The organism is Burkholderia sp. Tr-20390 (assembly GCF_017104595.1).
Lineage (GTDB): Bacteria > Pseudomonadota > Gammaproteobacteria > Burkholderiales > Burkholderiaceae > Burkholderia.
In genome coordinates, this window is the sequence record NZ_JAAGPC010000209.1 from 1 (window position 1) to 14284 (window position 14284).

16 protein-coding genes are annotated in these 14284 nt (G+C 67.4%); 11 read left to right on the top strand and 5 right to left on the bottom strand.

All coding sequences use genetic code 11. The annotated features are described in order from the left end of the window. The 6 genes from G3N98_RS34100 to ptsP form a co-directional block, all read left to right on the top strand. A partial coding sequence (locus G3N98_RS34100; RefSeq protein ID WP_241026212.1) for an ammonium transporter occupies positions 1-1334 on the top strand: 1334 nt, incomplete at its 5' end. A gap of 244 nt (positions 1335-1578) precedes the next feature. After that, positions 1579-2868, top strand: coding sequence for a glutamate--cysteine ligase (gene gshA, locus G3N98_RS34105; RefSeq protein ID WP_011353295.1), 1290 nt, complete (start codon positions 1579-1581; stop codon positions 2866-2868). A gap of 26 nt (positions 2869-2894) precedes the next feature. Beyond that, the gene (gene gshB, locus G3N98_RS34110; protein WP_089456980.1) at positions 2895-3851 is read left to right on the top strand and encodes a glutathione synthase; all 957 of its coding nucleotides are present in this window, start codon (positions 2895-2897) and stop codon (positions 3849-3851) included. A 231-nt stretch (positions 3852-4082) separates the two neighbouring features. Beyond that, entirely contained in the window at positions 4083-4553 is a 471-nt protein-coding gene (locus G3N98_RS34115) for a PTS fructose transporter subunit IIA (RefSeq protein WP_089426398.1), read from the top strand. Positions 4554-4626: 73 nt separating this feature from the next. After that, positions 4627-4896, top strand: coding sequence for an HPr family phosphocarrier protein (locus tag G3N98_RS34120; protein WP_089426397.1), 270 nt, complete (start codon positions 4627-4629; stop codon positions 4894-4896). 201 nt (positions 4897-5097) lie between these two features. After that, a complete protein-coding gene (gene ptsP / locus G3N98_RS34125) occupies positions 5098-6870 on the top strand; it encodes a phosphoenolpyruvate--protein phosphotransferase (protein WP_043187426.1) in 1773 nt (590 codons plus the stop codon). A 74-nt stretch (positions 6871-6944) separates the two neighbouring features. Here ptsP and moeB read toward each other — a convergent pair whose 3' ends face one another. From moeB to gpmA, 3 genes are all read right to left on the bottom strand, one after another. Then, positions 6945-7697 (bottom strand): molybdopterin-synthase adenylyltransferase MoeB, encoded by a 753-nt coding sequence (moeB, locus tag G3N98_RS34130; RefSeq protein WP_089441082.1) that lies wholly within the window; start codon positions 7695-7697, stop codon positions 6945-6947. A gap of 103 nt (positions 7698-7800) precedes the next feature. Beyond that, entirely contained in the window at positions 7801-9348 is a 1548-nt protein-coding gene (locus G3N98_RS34135) for a S41 family peptidase (protein WP_039346234.1), read from the bottom strand. 269 nt (positions 9349-9617) lie between these two features. Then, positions 9618-10364: a 2,3-diphosphoglycerate-dependent phosphoglycerate mutase gene (gene gpmA, locus G3N98_RS34140; protein WP_027789056.1), complete on the bottom strand. Its 747-nt coding sequence runs from the start codon at positions 10362-10364 to the stop codon at positions 9618-9620. A 135-nt stretch (positions 10365-10499) separates the two neighbouring features. Here gpmA and G3N98_RS34145 point away from each other — a divergent pair, with 135 nt between their 5' ends. From G3N98_RS34145 to G3N98_RS34165, 5 genes are all read left to right on the top strand, one after another. Next, the gene (locus G3N98_RS34145; RefSeq protein WP_089426395.1) at positions 10500-10922 is read left to right on the top strand and encodes a rhodanese-like domain-containing protein; all 423 of its coding nucleotides are present in this window, start codon (positions 10500-10502) and stop codon (positions 10920-10922) included. Continuing rightward, positions 10919-11179 (top strand): glutaredoxin 3, encoded by a 261-nt coding sequence (gene grxC / locus G3N98_RS34150; RefSeq protein ID WP_039346228.1) that lies wholly within the window; start codon positions 10919-10921, stop codon positions 11177-11179. Before G3N98_RS34145 ends, grxC begins: the two co-directional genes overlap by 4 nt. A gap of 107 nt (positions 11180-11286) precedes the next feature. After that, positions 11287-11769: a protein-export chaperone SecB gene (secB, locus tag G3N98_RS34155; protein WP_089426394.1), complete on the top strand. Its 483-nt coding sequence runs from the start codon at positions 11287-11289 to the stop codon at positions 11767-11769. 25 nt (positions 11770-11794) lie between these two features. Further along, on the top strand, positions 11795-12793 hold the full coding sequence (locus G3N98_RS34160) for an NAD(P)H-dependent glycerol-3-phosphate dehydrogenase (protein ID WP_206150615.1): 999 nt from the start codon (positions 11795-11797) through the stop codon (positions 12791-12793). Between the two features lie 95 nt (positions 12794-12888). Then, positions 12889-13413 (top strand): O-acetyl-ADP-ribose deacetylase, encoded by a 525-nt coding sequence (locus G3N98_RS34165; RefSeq protein WP_089426392.1) that lies wholly within the window; start codon positions 12889-12891, stop codon positions 13411-13413. A 34-nt stretch (positions 13414-13447) separates the two neighbouring features. On the opposite strand, the gene trmL is transcribed toward G3N98_RS34165, so the two are convergent. Then, the gene (gene trmL, locus G3N98_RS34170) at positions 13448-13918 is read right to left on the bottom strand and encodes a tRNA (uridine(34)/cytosine(34)/5-carboxymethylaminomethyluridine(34)-2'-O)-methyltransferase TrmL (protein WP_011353282.1); all 471 of its coding nucleotides are present in this window, start codon (positions 13916-13918) and stop codon (positions 13448-13450) included. A gap of 103 nt (positions 13919-14021) precedes the next feature. Next, positions 14022-14284, bottom strand: a 263-nt coding sequence (locus G3N98_RS34175) for a phosphoribosyltransferase family protein (RefSeq protein WP_277396938.1), incomplete at its 5' end; no start/stop codon positions are given.

Consider the following 14284-nt stretch of genomic DNA (forward strand, 5'->3'; position numbering starts at 1 on the left):
CCCCGGCCGCTGCCGCCGCACCGGCCTCGGGCGCCACCGATGCGTCGGCTGCTGCCGCCGCTTCGGCACCGGCCGCTCCCGCCGCGCCGACCGCGCCGTTCTCGGTTGATTCGTCGAAGATCAGCGCGGGCGACACCGCGTGGATGCTGACCTCCACCGCGCTCGTGCTGTTCATGACGATCCCCGGCCTCGCGCTGTTCTACGCCGGCATGGTCCGCAAGAAGAACGTGCTCGCGACCGTGATGCAGAGCTTCGCGATCACCGCGGTGATCACGGTGCTGTGGACGGTGGTCGGCTACAGCCTCGCGTTCACGCCGGGCAACGGCTTCATCGGCGGGCTGTCGCGTGCGTTCCTGCACGGGATGACCTACGTCAAGGGCGACAAGGCGACGACGCTGACCGTCAGCCACCTCGCGACGACGATTCCGGAATCGGTCTACTTCGTCTACCAGATGACGTTCGCGATCATCACGCCGGCGCTGATCTGCGGCGCGTTCGCCGACCGGATGAAGTTCTCGGCGATGCTCGTGTTCATGACGCTCTGGTCGCTGATCGTCTATGTGCCGATCGCGCACATGGTGTGGGAGCCGACCGGCTGGCTGTCGGCCGACGGCGTGCTCGACTTCGCGGGCGGCACGGTGGTGCACATCAACGCCGGTATCGCGGGCCTCGTGTCGTGCCTGATGCTCGGCAAGCGGATCGGCTTCGGCCGTGAATCGATGGCGCCGCACAACCTCGTGCTGACGATGATCGGCGGCTCGATGCTGTGGGTCGGCTGGTTCGGCTTCAACGCCGGTTCCGCGGTGGCGGCCGACGGCCGTGCCGGCTTCGCGATGCTGACGACGCAAGTCGCGACGGCCTGCGCGGCGCTCGGCTGGATGTTCGCCGAGTGGCTGTCGCACGGCAAGCCGTCGGTGCTCGGCATCGTGTCGGGTGCGGTCGCGGGTCTCGTCGCGATCACGCCGGCGGCCGGCTTCGTCGGCGTGACGGGTGCCCTCGTGATCGGTATCGCCGCAGGTGTCGTGTGCTTCTGGTCGGCGACGTGGCTCAAGTCGAAGCTCGGCTACGACGATTCGCTCGACGCGTTCGGCGTCCACGGCATTGGCGGGATTCTCGGCGCGTTGCTGACGGGCGTGTTCGCGATCAAGGACATCGGCGGCGCCGACGGCAGCCTGCTGCTGCAGGCCAAGGGCGTGCTGATCACGCTGGTCTACAGCGGCGTGCTGAGCTTCGTGCTGCTGAAGCTGATCGACCTGACGATCGGTCTGCGCGTGTCGGAAGAGGAAGAGCGCGAAGGCCTCGACGTGGTCCTGCACGGCGAGCATGTCGAATAAGTCACAGGAATGACCGGCGGGCCGCCGCGACGACGGCGCCCGCCATGAATGAGCGCAGCGACTTGGGCCCGCCTCACCCGGCGGGCTTTTTTTCTCCTGTCACCCACTGCCGTAGCGCATAACCCTTTGCACTATCGGGTCAATAGCCGAAAACTTCCTCCAAACCCTTGCGAAGCCGGGAACAATCCCCAAATGGGCAGGGCAATTGCTCTACAATCTTCATTCTCCCGCTCGCGAGTGATTCATGGTTCCCCACCTCGTTACGGCGTTGAACGGTCCGCTGCTCGAACTCGAGCAGAAGATCCTCGACGCGACGCCTGCGATCGAACGCTGGTTCAGGCTCGAATGGCAGGAACACACCCCGCCGTTCTATTGTTCGGTGGACCTGCGCAATGCCGGCTTCAAGCTGGCGCCCGTCGACGCGAACCTGTTTCCCGGCGCATTCAACAATCTGCCGTCCGAAGTGCTGCCGCTCGCCGTGCAGGCGGCGATGGCCGCGATCGAGAAGATCTGCCCGGACGCGAAGAACCTGCTCGTGATTCCCGAGCTGCCGACCCGCAACGCGTTCTACCTCGAGAACGTCGCACGGCTCGCGACGATCATGCGCCAGGCCGGCCTGAACGTGCGCTTCGGTTCGCTCGACCCGAGCATCACCGACATGACGCCGATCACGCTGGCCGACGGCCAGAAGATCGTGCTCGAACCGCTCGAGCGTTCGCAGCGCCGCCTCGGCCTGAAGAATTTCGATCCGTGCTCGATCCTGCTGAACAACGACCTGTCGGCCGGCATCCCGGCGGTGCTGGAAAACCTGCACGAGCAGTACCTGCTGCCGCCGCTGCACGCGGGCTGGGCCGTGCGCCGCAAGTCGACGCACTTCTCGTGCTACGACGACGTCGCGAAGAAGTTCGCGAAGATGGTCGGCGTCGATCCGTGGATGGTGAATCCGTATTTCGCACACGTGGAAGGCGTCGACTGGCAGGCGCATGAAGGCGAGCAGGCGCTCGCCGACGCGATCGACGGCGTGCTGAAGAAGATCGCGCGCAAGTACCGCGAATACGGGATCAGCGAGAAGCCGTACGTCGTCGTGAAGGCCGACGCCGGCACGGCGGGGCGCGGGGTGATGACCGTGCACGACGCGGCCGAGATCGGCCGGATGTCGAAGGCCGAGCGCGCGCAGATGGCCGAGTCGAAGGCCGGCCTCGCGGTGCGCGACGTGATCGTGCAGGAAGGTGTCTATACGTTCGAGCGCGTCGGCGACGAAGTCGCGGAGCCCGTCGTGTACATGATCGACCGCTACGTGGTCGGCGGCTTCTACCGCACGCACGCCGGCCGCGAGCGCGACCAGAACCTGAACGCGCCCGGCATGCACTACGTGCCGCTCGGCTTCGAGCACACCGCGCTGCCGGATGCGGGTGCGAAGCCGGGCGCCGCGCCGCCGAACCGTTTCTACATGTACGGCGTCGTCGCGCGGCTGTCGCTGATCGCGTCGTCGATCGAACTGGAAAAGACCGACCCCGAAGCCATCCAGGTGTAACGGACCTTCGCCACGTACAGGACCTCATGGACATTCTCTTTATCGCCGACCCGCTCGAGCGCTTCAAGATCTACAAGGATTCGACCTACGCGATGATGGCCGAGGCGGCGCGGCGCGGGCATGCGGTGTACGCGTGCGAGCCGAACCAGCTCGCATGGACGGGCTCGGCCGTCGAGGCCGACGTGCGTCGCATCACCTTCGTCGGCGACCCGGACGACCTGCATCGCGAGACGTGGTACGAGGCCGGGCCGGTCGACGCGCGCCGCCTCGAATCGTTCGGCGCGGTGCTGATGCGCAAGGATCCGCCGTTCGACATGGAATACGTGACGTCGACCTGGCTGCTGGAGCTGGCCGAGCGCGCCGGCGCACGCGTGTTCAACAAGGCGCAGTCGATCCGCGATCATTCGGAGAAGCTCGCGATCGGCGAGTTTCCGCAGTTCGTCGCGCCGACGCTCGTCACGCGCGACGCGAAACGGCTGCGCGCATTCCACGCCGAGCACGGCGACGTGATCCTGAAGCCGCTCGACGGAATGGGCGGGATGGGCGTGTTCCGCGTGAAGCCGGACGGCATGAACCTCGGTTCGATCATCGAGATGCTGAGCCACGACGGCACGCGTTCGGTGATGGCGCAGAAATTCATCCCCGAGATCAAGGCCGGCGACAAGCGCATCCTGCTGATCGGCGGCGAGCCGGTGCCGTTTTCGCTCGCCCGGATTCCGCAGGGCAGCGAGGTGCGCGGCAATCTCGCGGCGGGCGGCCTCGGCGTTGCGCAGCCGCTGACCGCGCGCGATCGCGAGATCGCCGACACGCTCGGGCCGGTGCTCGCGGCACGCGGGTTGCTGCTGGTCGGCCTCGATGCGATCGGCGACTGGCTGACCGAGGTGAACGTCACGAGTCCGACGTGCTTCCGCGAGATCATGGAGCAGACGGGCTTCGACGTCGCCGCGATGTTCATCGACGCGCTGGAGCGTGCGGCCGCGTAGGCCGCTTTCCCGCGCAACCCCGGCGGCGGCCGCGCAGGTCCCCCGTCGCCGGAGCAGTTCGACCGGCCTGCTACAATGCCCGCTTGCCCGGTGCCGCGCTCGCGCACCATAGGCCCGGCGGTCGGGCCGAAACTGTTGCAAGGCTGAACATGGAACGTTTCCCTCACTCGCTACGCTCATTGCCCCGCCGCGGGGTGTCGGCCCGCCAGGGGCGGCCGGGAGCGATCTGACATGGCCGGGATCCTGATCATCGCGCACGCCCCGCTCGCCACCGCGCTGCGGGACTGCATCGCGCACATCTATGGCGGCGTGCCTGCCCGCATCGGCTGTATCGACGTGATGGCGGACAGCGATCCGACCCAGGTGATGGCGTTCGCGCACGCGGAGCTCGCGCGGCTCAAGGAAGAGAACGGCGTGGTCGTGCTGACCGACATGTACGGCGCGACGCCCGCGAACATCGCCGGCCAGCTGGCCAAGATCGACAACGTGCGGGTGCTCGCGGGCGTGAACCTGCCGATGCTCGTGCGGGCCGTCTGCTACCGCACCGTGCCGCTCGACAAGCTGGTCGACAAGGCGCTGTCCGGCGGCGCGAAGGGCGTTCACGAGGTGTCGTCCGGCACGCCGCCGCCGCCGACGGAAACCGGCTGCGGCCAGTGCGCGCCGATTCCGCCCGAACCGCAGCCGCGCACCGAATCGCACTGAGTTCCCGTTTTCCGTTTTAGACCGCACCGCCGGCGCGCGCCGCCGGCGGCCCCGACCGACCCGACCGAGAATCATGCTTCAACAAGAAACCACCATCGTCAACAAATTGGGGCTCCATGCGCGCGCATCGGCCAAGCTTACGCAACTGGCCGGCAACTTCCAGTCGGAAGTCTGGATGACGCGCAACGGGCGCAAGATCAATGCGAAGAGCATCATGGGCGTGATGATGCTGGCGGCCGGCATCGGCAGCACCGTGACGATCGAGACCGATGGGTCCGACGAGCGGGAAGCGATGGACGCGCTGCTGAAGCTGATCGCCGACAAGTTCGGCGAAGGCCAGTGATCCTCACGCGGGATCGTTGCCGTTTCCAGCCAGAATGCCGCGGATTCCGCGGCATTTTTTTCGTCGCAAGCATTGATGCGGAATGCGCAATGCTGCGGTGCATGCAGTCAGCGGGGAGTCGCGGAATTTATAATCGCTAACCGGGGTCATAAGCGCATCGCAGCAGTGTGCCGCGGCTTTACTTGTACAGAGGAGGTGCGCGTGTCCTTCACGCTGCATGGCATTCCCGTCTCACGTGGTATCGCGATCGGGCGAGCGTATCTGATCGCGCCGGCGGCGCTCGACGTCGCCCATTACCTGGTCGAGGCGAACCAGATCGATGCGGAGGTCGAGCGCTTCCGCACCGCGCTCGAAGTCGTGCATCACGAACTCGAAGCGCTGCGCGCCGACCTGACCGACGACACGCCGAGCGAAGTCGGCGCATTCATCGACGTCCACGCGATGATCCTGAGCGACGAGATGCTCGTGCAGGAAACCATCGACCTGATCCGCACGCGCCGCTACAACGTCGAGTGGGCGCTGACCGAGCAGCTCGAGCTGCTCACGCGCCACTTCGACGACATCGAGGACGAATACCTGCGCGAGCGAAAGGCCGACATCGAGCAGGTGGTCGAGCGCGTGCTGAAGGCGCTCGCCGGCGCGCCGTCCGCGTCGCAGGCGCTCGACCGCGCGGCCAAGAACGGCACGAACGAGATGATCGTCGTCGCGCACGACATCGCGCCGGCCGACATGATGCAGTTCAAGTCGCAGTCGTTCCAGGCATTCGTCACCGATCTCGGCGGGCGCACGTCGCACACGGCGATCGTCGCGCGCAGCCTCGGCATTCCGGCCGCGGTCGGCGTGCAGCATGCGAGCGCGCTGATCCGCCAGGACGACCTGATCATCGTCGACGGCGACCAGGGCATCGTGATCGTCGATCCCGCACCGATCGTCCTCGAGGAGTATTCGTACCGGCAGTCCGAGAAGCTGCTGGAGCAACGCAAGCTGCAGCGTCTGAAGTTCTCGCCGACGCAAACGTTGTGCGGCACCAAGATCGAGCTGTACGCGAACATCGAGCTGCCCGACGACGCGAAGGCGGCCGTCGAGGCCGGCGCGGTCGGCGTCGGGCTGTTCCGTTCCGAGTTCCTGTTCATGCATCAGAAGGAGATGCCGGAAGAGGAGGAGCAGTTCGCCGCGTACAAGCGGGCCGTCGAGTGGATGAAGGGCATGCCGGTGACGATCCGCACGATCGACGTCGGCGCGGACAAGCCGCTCGAGGCGCTCGACGAAGGCTACGAGACGGCGCCGAACCCCGCGCTCGGCCTGCGCGCGATCCGCTGGAGCCTGTCCGAGCCGCAGATGTTCCTCACGCAGTTGCGCGCGATCCTGCGCGCGTCCGCGTTCGGCCAGGTGAAGATCCTGATCCCGATGCTCGCGCACGCGCAGGAGATCGACCAGACGCTCGACCTGATCCGCGAGGCGAAGCGCCAGCTCGACGACGCGGGGCTCGCGTACGACCCGAACGTGCGCATCGGCGCGATGATCGAGATTCCGGCCGCGGCGATCGCGCTGCCGCTGTTCCTGAAGCGGTTCGATTTCCTGTCGATCGGCACGAACGACCTGATCCAGTACACGCTCGCGATCGACCGTGCGGACAACGCGGTCGCGCACCTGTACGACCCATTGCATCCGGCGGTGCTGCACCTGATCGCCTATACGTTGCGCGAAGCGAAGCGCGCGGGCGTGTCCGTGTCGGTGTGCGGGGAAATGGCGGGGGACCCGGCGCTCACGCGCCTGTTGCTCGGGATGGGGCTCACCGAGTTCTCGATGCACCCGAGCCAGTTGCTGGTCGTGAAGCAGGAGATCCTGCGTGCGCACCTGAAGGCGCTCGAAAAGCCGACGGCCGACGTGCTCGCCGCGTTCGAGCCGGAGGAAGTGCAGGCCGCGTTGCAGCGCCTGTCGGTTGCGGAGCCGCGCGCGGATGCGGCTGCGTAGTCGGTGTCCGCGTTGCCGCTAATCGTAGCGAAGTGTCACCACGCATGCGCCGCCCGGCGCATGCCCGTCGCGCGTCAGTGCCGGCCCCCGCACACGGGGCAGTCGGCCTGGCGCGCGATTTTCATCGTCGTCCATTCCATCCGCAGCGAATCGAGCATCATCAGTCGCCCGTTGAGCGTCTTGCCGATGTCGCCGATCACGCGCAGCGCTTCGGCGGCCTGCATCGCGCCGATGATCCCGACCGTCGGCGCGAACACGCCCATCGTCGCGCACGCGACTTCCTCGAATGGCTGGTCTTCCGGAAACACGCACGCATAGCAGGGCGCGGCCGGGTCGCGGAAATCGAACGTGCTGATCTGCCCGTCGAAGCGCAGCGCGGCGCCCGATACGAGCGGCACGCCGTGCGCGACGCAGGCGCGGTTGATCGCATGCCGTGTCGCGAAGTTGTCGGTGCAGTCGAGCACGACGCTCGCATGCGGCACGTGCGCGTCGAGCCATGCATCGTCGACACGCTCCGCGACCGCGTGCACGGTCACCTCGGGGTTCAGCTGCGCGAGCGCGTCGCGCCCCGATTCGACCTTGTGGCGGCCGACCGACGCCGTCACGTGCAGGATCTGCCGCTGCAGGTTCGTGAGATCGACCGTATCGGCGTCGACGAGCGTGATCGTGCCGACGCCCGATGCCGCGAGGTACATCGCGGCGGGCGAGCCGAGCCCCCCTGCGCCGACGACGATCGCATGCGCATCGAGAAAGCGCTGCTGCGCCTCGATGCCGATTTCGTCGACGAGGATGTGACGGGAGTAGCGAAGGAGTTGATCGTCGTTCATGGGGAGTCGTGGCGAGGCGGCACAGATGTCGTTATTTTAGGCGCGCATGAAAAACGGGCCATCGCGGTCTTCCCGCGATGGCCCGTCGGATGCCGGCCGGCGCTTACTTCGGCGCCGACGCGGGCTTCGGTGCGGAAGCCGGCTTCGCGCTGGCGCCCGACGCCTTCGAGGCCGTGGCGGCCTTGCCGGCCGGGCCCTTCGTGCTTTCGGCGAGCAGCGACTTCGATTCCTGGACCGGCTTGCCTTCGAGCTTGTTGAGCGCCTGCTGCATCATGAAGTCGTCGGCGCTGCCGAACTCGATCGGCTTGCGATCGCGATCCTTCTGGCGCTGCTCCGGCGTCTTCTTGTCGTTCTGCTCTTCAAGCACGCGCAGCTGATCCATCCGGCGCTGCTCGCGGTCTTCCTGTTCCTTCTTCTCGTTCGGATCCTGCGTGTTCGCGAGGTGGTTCGTGTAGTCGACCTCGCGCGTCACGAGCACGTCGTCCGGATCGCCGTCCGCGTACTGATCGACCGGCACGTCCGGCGTGATGCCCTTGTTCTGGATCGAACGGCCGCTCGGCGTGTAGTAGTACGCGGTGGTCAGGCGCAGCGCGGTGTCGGCCGTCATCGGGCGGACCGTCTGCACGGAACCCTTGCCGAACGTCGTCTTGCCCATGATCTGCGCGCGCTTCGAATCCTGCAGCGCACCGGCGACGATTTCCGACGCGGACGCCGAATAGGCATTCGTCAGCACGATCATCGGCACGGTCTTGAAGACCGGCGGCAGGTTCTTCAGCGGATCGCCGTCGAAGGACGGCAGGCGGTAGTTGTCATACGTATCGCGGTAGACCTGCTTCGAATCGGCGATCTGGCCGTTGGTCGACACGACGACGGAGTCGGGCGGCAGGAACGCGCCGGCCACGCCGACCGCGCTCTGCAGCAGGCCGCCGCCGTTGTTGCGCAGGTCGAGGACGAGGCCCTTCAGGTTCGGCTGCTGGCGTGCGATATCTTGCAGCTTCTGCGCGAGATCGGGCGTCGTGCGCTCCTGGAAGCTCGTGATGCGGACATACGCATAGCCCGGATCGAGGATCTTCATCTTCACGCTCTGGACCTTGATGATCGCGCGCGTGACCGTGACCGGGAACGTGCGGTCGTCGCTCTTGCGGAAGATCGTCAGCGTGACCTTGGTGCCCGGCTCGCCGCGCATCTGCTTCACGGCCTTGTCGAGCGTCATGCCGCGCACCGGCTTGTCGTTGATGCGGGTGATCAGGTCGCCCGGACGGATGCCGGCGCGGAACGCCGGGGTATCCTCGATCGGCGAAATCACCTTGACGAGGCCGTCTTCCTGCGAGATCTCGATGCCGAGACCCGCGAAGCGGCCCTTCGTCTGCTCCTGCAGCTCGTCATAGTCGGTCTTGTCGAGGAACGACGAGTGCGGGTCGAGGCTCGACACCATGCCCTTGATCGCGGCCGTCAGCAGCTTCTTGTCGTCGACCGGTTCGACGTACTCGCGCTTGATCTGTCCGAAGACTTCCGCGAACAGGCGGAGCTGGTCGAGGGGGAGCGGCGCCGTGGCGGTCTGCTCGGCCGATGCGGAAACCTGCAGCGTGGCGAACACGCCCGTGGCGAGGCCCGCGGCAATCAGGCCGATGTTCTTCAATTTCATTCGCATAGAGATCTGGTGCGGTCGGGAAGCGCGTGGCGGTAGCGGGGATGATGTAGCGGACAAGTATAACTGTTCGTCCGATAACTCAGTGGAACGGCGCGAAAAGCGTCGAAAAGGGCCCGGGGCCGGTCAGGCGGGCATCGCCGCGCGCACCGCGGGTTCGAAAGCGGATTCGACAGCGCCGGCGCCGCGAAGGTTCGCGCGGGGCGCAGGGCAAGGGGCTGGGCCGGGGCCGGGCGGGCCGCGCCGGACGCGGCTCACCCGGCCGACGGGCGTCAGCCCGCCTTGCCCTGCTTCGCGACGGCGGCCTGCGCCTGCGCGATCGCGTCCTGGTCGCCGAGGTAATAGTGCTTGATCGGCTTCAGGTTCTCGTCGAGTTCATACACGAGCGGCACGCCGTTCGGGATGTTCAGGCCGACGATGTCGCTGTCCGAGATGCCGTCGAGGTACTTGATCAGCGCGCGCAGCGAGTTGCCGTGCGCGGCGATCAGCACCTGCTTGCCGGCGCGCACCGCCGGGGCGATCGACTCGTTCCACAGCGGCAGCACGCGCGCGACCGTGTCCTTCAGGCACTCGGTGAGCGGCAGCTGCTCGCGCGGCACCTTCGCGTAGCGCGGGTCGTTGAACGGCGCGCGTTCGTCGGTCGGCTCGAGCGCGGGCGGCGGCGTGTCGTAGCTGCGGCGCCACACGAGCACCTGGTCGTCGCCGAACTTCGCGGCCGTTTCCGCCTTGTTCAGGCCCGACAGCGCGCCGTAGTGGCGCTCGTTCAGGCGCCACGAGTGGACGACCGGCAGGTACATGAGGTCCATCTTGTCCTGCACGTGCCACAGCGTGCGGATCGCGCGCTTGAGCACCGACGTATACGCGATGTCGAACGTGTAGCCGGCCTCCTTGAGCAATTCGCCGGCCTGGTAGGCCTCGTTGCGACCCTGTTCGGTCAGGTCGACGTCGACCCAGCCGGTGAAGCGGTTTTCCTTGTTCCACGTCGATTCGCCGTGGCGGATGAGAACGAGTTTGTACATGGATCTTGCGGTCGGTAGTGAAGGAAGCTGTGGCGCGTCGTGCAGGACCCGACCCGGGCCCGCCATCGCGCAAGACGGTTATTTTATAATGGCGGGATTGTCCTCATCCGATTTCTCTTTTTCCGGCGGAATTCCGTGACGTTCTTTACCAATTACACCAACCTGGCCCTTATCGCGATCCTGGTGGTATCCGGCGGCCTGCTGGCCTGGCCCGCGCTGCGCCGCGGCCGTGGCGGCCTGTCCGCCGCGGAGGCGACGCAGCTCATCAACCGCCGCAACGCGGTCGTGATCGACGTGCGCGCCGCGTCCGATTTCGCTGCCGGCCACCTGCCGTCGGCGCGCCAGGTCGCGGCGGGCGAGATCGGCACGAAAATCGCGCAGGTCGCGAAGAACAAGAGCACGCCGGTGCTGCTCGTCTGCCAGAACGGCCAGCAGTCGCAGAAGGCGGCGCGCGAGGTCGAGGCGGCGGGTTACGCCGAGGTGCACGTGCTCGAGGGCGGCGTGGCCGCCTGGCAGCAGGCCGGGATGCCGGTCGTCAAACAAGGAGTGGCGAAGTGAACAAGGTTTTGATGTACAGCACGCAGGTGTGTCCGTATTGCATCCAGGCCGAGCGCCTGCTGAAGCTGCGCGGTGTCGAGCAGATCGAGAAGGTGCTGATCGACCGCGATCCGGCCCGCCGCGACGAAATGATGACGCGCACGGGGCGCCGCACGGTGCCGCAGATCTATATCGGCGACACGCACGTCGGCGGTTACGACGATCTGTCGAAGCTCGACCGCGAAGGTGGGCTCGTCCCGCTTCTGCAAGCGGCCTGATTAGGGCAGAATGGCCGCCGGCCGCGCCGCGGCTTGGGCGCGCAGGATTCATCCGTGGCGGCCGGCGTGAAGCCGGGCCGCCCCGTCACCACTTTTAGGGAAACACCATGTCCGACGTCGAAAACCAACCGTTCTTCAACATCCAGCGCGTCTACCTGAAGGATATGTCGCTCGAGCAGCCGAATTCGCCGGCGATCTTCCTCGAGCAGGATATGCCGTCGGTTGAAGTCGAAGTCGACGTCAAGGCCGACCGCCTCGCGGAAAGCGTGTTCGAAGTCGTCGTGTCGGGCACCGTCACCGCGAAGGTGAAGGACAAGATCGCGTTCCTGATCGAAGCGAAGCAGGCCGGCATTTTCGACATCCGCAACATTCCGGACGAACAGCTCGACCCGCTCGTCGGCATCGCCTGCCCGACGATCCTGTTCCCGTACCTGCGTTCGAACATCGCCGACGCGATCACGCGTGCGGGCTTCCCGCCGATCCACCTGGCGGAAATCAACTTCCAGGCGCTGTACGAACAACGCCTCGCGCAGCTTCAGCAGCAGGCCGGTGCCGCAGCAGGCGCACCGAACGGCACGACGCTGAACTGACGTTTCACTCGGACCGGTGCTGGGTATGAAAGTAGCCGTTCTCGGCGCCGGTGCCTGGGGCACCGCGCTCGCGGGCCATCTGGCCGCGCGGCACGATACGCTTTTGTGGGCGCGCGACGCCGCGCTCATCGCCGGGCTGCAGGCCCGGCACGAAAATTCCCGCTATCTGGACGGCATCGCGCTGCCTGACGCGTTGCGCTACGACGCCGATCTCGGCGCCGCGCTCGCGCATGGCGCCGCGGACGACGCACTGTGCGTGATCGCCGCGCCGGTGGCCGGGTTGCGCACGCTGTGTCACGCGATGCGCGACGCAGGCTGCGTGCCCGCGCATGTCGTCTGGGTCTGCAAGGGCTTCGAGGCCGACACGCATCTGCTGCCGCATCAGGTGATCGCGGCCGAGCTGCCCGAGCAGTGCAGCAACGGCGTGCTGTCGGGGCCGAGCTTCGCTCGCGAGGTCGGGCAGTTGCTGCCCGTCGCGCTGACGGTGGCGAGCACGTCCGCCGAATGCCGCGAGCGCACGCTCGCCGCGTTCCATCACGGCGCGATGCGGATCTATACAGGCGACGACGTGGTCGGCGTCGAGGTTGGCGGCGCGGTGAAGAACGTGCTCGCGATCGCGACCGGCATCGCCGACGGTCTCGGCCTCGGGCTGAACGCGCGCGCCGCGCTGATTACGCGCGGCCTCGCCGAAATGTCGCGCCTCGGTGTCGCGCTCGGCGGCCGGGCGGAAACCTTCACGGGCCTCACGGGCCTCGGCGACCTGATCCTCACCGCCACGGGCGACCTGTCGCGCAACCGCACGGTCGGCCTGCAGCTGGCGGCCGGCCGCACGCTGAACGACATCCTCGGCGCGCTCGGCCACGTGGCCGAAGGTGTGCGCTGCGCGCAGGCCGTACTGGCCATCGCACGCGCGCAGTCGATCGAAATGCCGATCACCGAAGCCGTGTGTGGCGTGCTGTTCGACGGCATCGCGCCGCGCGACGCCGTCAGCGGCCTGCTGCGGCGCGACGCGCGCGCCGAGTAATACGATCCGGCGCCTTTGGGTGCCGTGTTCGCTGCGGGCGCGCGGTGTCAAAGCGCGCTACGCTTGAACAGTCTCCGGCGTTCCGGGAGGTTGTCATGCTGCAGATCCATTCCACCACGCTCGATGCGCAGGTCGTCGACATCACGACGCTCGATGTCGACGCGATCGTCAACGCCGCGAACGGCTCGCTGCTCGGCGGGGGCGGCGTCGACGGCGCGATCCATCGCGCGGCCGGCCCCGGCCTGCTTGCCGAATGCCGCACGCTCGGCGGCTGCGAGACGGGCGACGCCAAGCTCACGCGCGGCCACGGGCTGCCGGCGCGCTACGTGATCCATGCGGTCGGGCCCGTGTGGCACGGCGGCGGGCGCGGCGAGGCCGACCTGCTCGCGTCGTGCTACCGGCGCGCGATCGAGCTGGCCGAGGAGGTCGCGGCGACGTCGATCGCGTTCCCGGCGATCAGTTGCGGCATCTATCGCTATCCGGCCGAGGAAGCCGTCGAGATCGCGGTGGGCACCGTTGCCGAAATGCTGCCGCAGGCGCCGAACCTCGCACGCGTGGTGTTCGCGTGCTTTTCTCCCGACATCTACGACCTGTATCGCGCGCGGCTCGCACGGACGTGACGCGTCCCGCGGGGCGGGCTGCGCCGTGCAGGCGTCAGGCGCCGCCTTCGAAGCCGGCCTGGCGCCACGCCTCGAACACGACCACCGCGACCGTGTTCGACAGGTTCAGGCTGCGATTGTCCGGCCGCATCGGCAGGCGCACGCGCTGTTCGTTCGGGAAGCGCTCGAGCAGCTCGGCGGGCAGGCCGCGCGTTTCCGAGCCGAACACGAACCAGTCGCCGGGCAGGAACGCGTGATCGTGGAAGCGGCCCGAGCCGCGCGTCGTGAACGCGAACATCCGCGCGGGGTCGGGCGTTTCCGCCGCGACGAACGCGTCCCAGTCGCGGTGCACGCGCATCTGCGCATACTCGTGATAGTCGAGGCCCGCGCGGCGCATCCGCGCGTCGTCGAGCGGGAAGCCGAGCGGCTCGATCAGGTGCAGGCGCGCGCCCGTGTTGGCGCACAGGCGGATCACGTTGCCGGTGTTCGGCGGAATTTCGGGGGCGACGAGGACGACGTTGAACATGTTTCGGTCTGGCTGGGCCGGCCGGGGCGGCGCAACGCGCGCTCCCGGCCGGCCGGTTCGTGGCGGCCGCCGCCGTGTCCGGGCGGCTGGCCTCTCTATCTAATTAATCCCTGGCGGTGCGCAGCGCAACCAGATTCGTCACGTGCGTGGCGCCCGCCGCCTTCAGTGCATGCGCGGCGGCCGCGAGCGTCGCGCCGGACGTCATCACGTCGTCGACGAGCGCGACGTGGCGGCCCGCGACGCCACCCGCCACCGCGAATGCCGCCATCACGTTGTCGCGTCGTGCGTGCCGGTCGAGCCGCGACTGCGGCGCGGTGTCGGGATCGGAAGAGGGATGGGTGGGGCAACAGGTGATGTGTTGTGGTT

Excerpts from the sequence above, each read along its gene's own strand:
- gshA (WP_011353295.1), top strand. The coding sequence starts at position 1,579 with ATGGTTCCCCACCTCGTTACGGCGTTGAACGGTCCGCTGCTCGAACTC.
- gshB (WP_089456980.1), top strand. The coding sequence starts at position 2,895 with ATGGACATTCTCTTTATCGCCGACCCGCTCGAGCGCTTCAAGATCTAC.
- G3N98_RS34115 (WP_089426398.1), top strand. The coding sequence starts at position 4,083 with ATGGCCGGGATCCTGATCATCGCGCACGCCCCGCTCGCCACCGCGCTG.
- G3N98_RS34120 (WP_089426397.1), top strand. The coding sequence starts at position 4,627 with ATGCTTCAACAAGAAACCACCATCGTCAACAAATTGGGGCTCCATGCG.
- moeB (WP_089441082.1), bottom strand. The coding sequence starts at position 7,697 with ATGAACGACGATCAACTCCTTCGCTACTCCCGTCACATCCTCGTCGAC.
- G3N98_RS34135 (WP_039346234.1), bottom strand. The coding sequence starts at position 9,348 with ATGCGAATGAAATTGAAGAACATCGGCCTGATTGCCGCGGGCCTCGCC.
- gpmA (WP_027789056.1), bottom strand. The coding sequence starts at position 10,364 with ATGTACAAACTCGTTCTCATCCGCCACGGCGAATCGACGTGGAACAAG.
- secB (WP_089426394.1), top strand. The coding sequence starts at position 11,287 with ATGTCCGACGTCGAAAACCAACCGTTCTTCAACATCCAGCGCGTCTAC.
- G3N98_RS34160 (WP_206150615.1), top strand. The coding sequence starts at position 11,795 with ATGAAAGTAGCCGTTCTCGGCGCCGGTGCCTGGGGCACCGCGCTCGCG.
- G3N98_RS34165 (WP_089426392.1), top strand. The coding sequence starts at position 12,889 with ATGCTGCAGATCCATTCCACCACGCTCGATGCGCAGGTCGTCGACATC.
- trmL (WP_011353282.1), bottom strand. The coding sequence starts at position 13,918 with ATGTTCAACGTCGTCCTCGTCGCCCCCGAAATTCCGCCGAACACCGGC.